3 protein-coding genes are annotated in these 2407 nt (G+C 77.0%); all 3 read left to right on the top strand.

The annotated features are described in order from the left end of the window. A partial coding sequence (locus EYA84_RS30600) for an SAV_6107 family HEPN domain-containing protein (RefSeq protein ID WP_255446680.1) occupies positions 1-285 on the top strand: 285 nt, incomplete at its 5' end. A 53-nt stretch (positions 286-338) separates the two neighbouring features. Beyond that, the gene (locus EYA84_RS30595) at positions 339-1085 is read left to right on the top strand and encodes a hypothetical protein (protein WP_236146053.1); all 747 of its coding nucleotides are present in this window, start codon (positions 339-341) and stop codon (positions 1083-1085) included. A gap of 61 nt (positions 1086-1146) precedes the next feature. Continuing rightward, the coding region (locus tag EYA84_RS30590) for a DNA polymerase Y family protein (RefSeq protein WP_131057691.1) at positions 1147-2407 on the top strand (1261 nt) is incomplete at its 3' end.

The following is a 2407-nucleotide window of genomic DNA, read 5'->3' as shown; positions in this document are numbered from 1 at the left end:
GCCGCCGCGGTGCTCGCCGCCCGTGCCCGTCCCGCACCCACCCGCCGCAACCGGATCACCAGCGTCTGGGTGCTGCTCGCCGTCGTCGCCCCCGAACTCGACGAGTGGGCCGCCTACTTCGCCCTCGGCGCCGGCAAGCGCGCCGCCGCCGAGGCCGGCATACCCCGGGTGGTCACCGCCCGGGAGGCCGACGACCTGCTCCGTGCCGCCGAGGAGTTCGTGACGGTGGTGGAGGCCGCGCTCGGCCTGGCACATCAGCCGGCGATCGACGGTCTCGTCGCCTGATCAGCACCATCCACCGGCGGCACCCGGTGGCGACACGACGGGGGGTAGGTCCGATGGCGGGCCGCATGGTGGTCGGTTCCGCCGCGCTGGCCGGGTTGGTGCGTCCGGCCAGCGCACCCGACCCGGTGGGTGGTCACCGGATACTCCCCGTCCGGCCCGAGCTGACCGGGCTGCTGCCCGGTCGTGGACTGCGGCGGGGCAGCACCATCGCGGTCGGTCTCGGGCAGCCCCGGCACAGCGGCACCACCTCGCTGCTGCTCGCCCTGCTCGCCGAGGCGTCCCGGGCCGGTTCGTGGTGTGCCGTGGTCGGGATGCCGACCTTCGGCGCGGGTGCGGCGGCCGAGGCCGGGATCGCCCTGGACCGGCTCGCCCTGGTGCCGCAGCCCGGCCCCGAGTGGCCCACCGTCGTCGCCGCGCTCATCGACGGGGTCGACGTGGTGGTCACCGCGGTACCCGCCACCGTCTCCGCCTCGGTCGCCGCCCGGTTGGCCGCACGGGCCCGCCAACGCGGCAGCGTGCTCGTGCCGTACGGCCGGTGGGACGGGGCGGACCTGACACTCCAGGTGGTCCGGGGCACCTGGGAGGGACTCGGGGCGGGGCGGGGGCGGCTGCGCCGCCGGGAGGTGACCATCTCGGCACACGGGCGGGGCGCGGCCGCCCGCGCCAAGGAGCTCACGGTGTGGTTGCCCGGTGACGAGCTGACCCGCGTCATCCCCCGCTCCGCCACCACCGCCGACCGGTCACCTCCCGCCCGGTTCCGCGTGCTGGCCTCCCCCCACCCGGCGGAGCACGCGACATGAGCGAGCGTCAGCGAGTGAGTCATCGGCTCCGTGGTGACTCATGGCGGCGCGGAGCGTCGACATGAGCGCGCCTGCTCGGACGTTGCTGCTCTGGTGCCCGGACTGGCCGGTGCTCGCCGCCGAGATCGTCGACGGGGTGCCCGCCACCGGGCCGGTCGCGGTGCTGCACGGCAACCGGGTGGTCGCCTGCTCCGAGCAGGCCCGGGCCGAGGGGATCCGCCGGGGGCTGCGCCGACGGGAGGCGCAGGGACGCTGCCCGGGGCTCACCGTCGTCGACCACGATCCCGGTCGGGACGCGCGGGCGTTCGAGCCGGTGGTGGCCGCGGTCGAGGAGGTGGCGGTCGGGGTCGAGGTGGTCCGCCCCGGGGCCTGCGCGCTGGCCGCCCGGGGTCCGGTCCGGTACTTCGGCGGTGAGGAGGCGGCCGCCGAACGGATCGTCGAGCACGTCGCCCAGAGTTGCGCGGTGGAGAGCCAGGTCGGTATCGCCGACGGGGTGTTCGCCGCCGGGCTGGCCGCGCGGGAGGGGCGGATCGTGCCGCCCGGTGGGACGCCGGAGTTCCTGGCCGCCCAGCCGGTCGAGGCACTCGGGCGGCCCGCCCTGGCTGACCTGTTGCGCCGGCTCGGAGTGCGTACGCTCGGGGACTTCGCCGCACTGGCCGCCGGTGACGTACTCGCCCGGTTCGGGTTCGACGGCGCGCTGGCCCACCGGTGGGCCAGCGGTGGCGACGACCGGCCGTTGGCGGTCCGGCGCCCGCCCGTGGACCTGACGGTCACCGCCGACCTGGACGAGCCGATCGAGCGCGTCGACGTGGCGGCGTTCGCGGCCCGGACGCTGGCCGAACGGCTGCACGAGCGGCTCGCCGGGCACGGGCTGGCCTGCACCCGGCTCGGCATCGAGGCGGTGACCGCGCACGGTCAGGAGTTGCACCGGGTCTGGCGGCACGACGGCCTGCTCAGCGCGGCGGCGATCGCCGACCGGGTCCGCTGGCAACTGGACGGCTGGCTCTCCGGCGGTGGCCGGCGCGGTGGCGACCGACCGCCCCGGCCCACTGCGGGGATCGTCCGGCTGCGGCTGGTGCCGGACGGGGTGCTGGCCCAGGCCGGTCTGCAACCGGGGCTGTGGGGCGAGACCGGTGCGGAACGCGAGCGGGCACATCGGGCCCTGAGCCGGGTGCAGGGTCTGCTCGGCCCGGAGGCGGTGGTCACCGCCGTACTCGGTGGAGGTCGGTCACCGGCCGACCAGACGCGGCTGGTGCCCTGGGGCGACGAGCGGTCACCGGCCGGTCCCGGCGCCGGTGCGGCCGTACCGTCCTGGCCGGGGG

This window comes from Verrucosispora sp. SN26_14.1, from assembly GCF_004307965.1.
GTDB lineage: Bacteria > Actinomycetota > Actinomycetes > Mycobacteriales > Micromonosporaceae > Micromonospora.
Note: the sequence above shows the minus strand (reverse complement) of the source record. Positions and strands in the feature narration are given on the sequence as shown.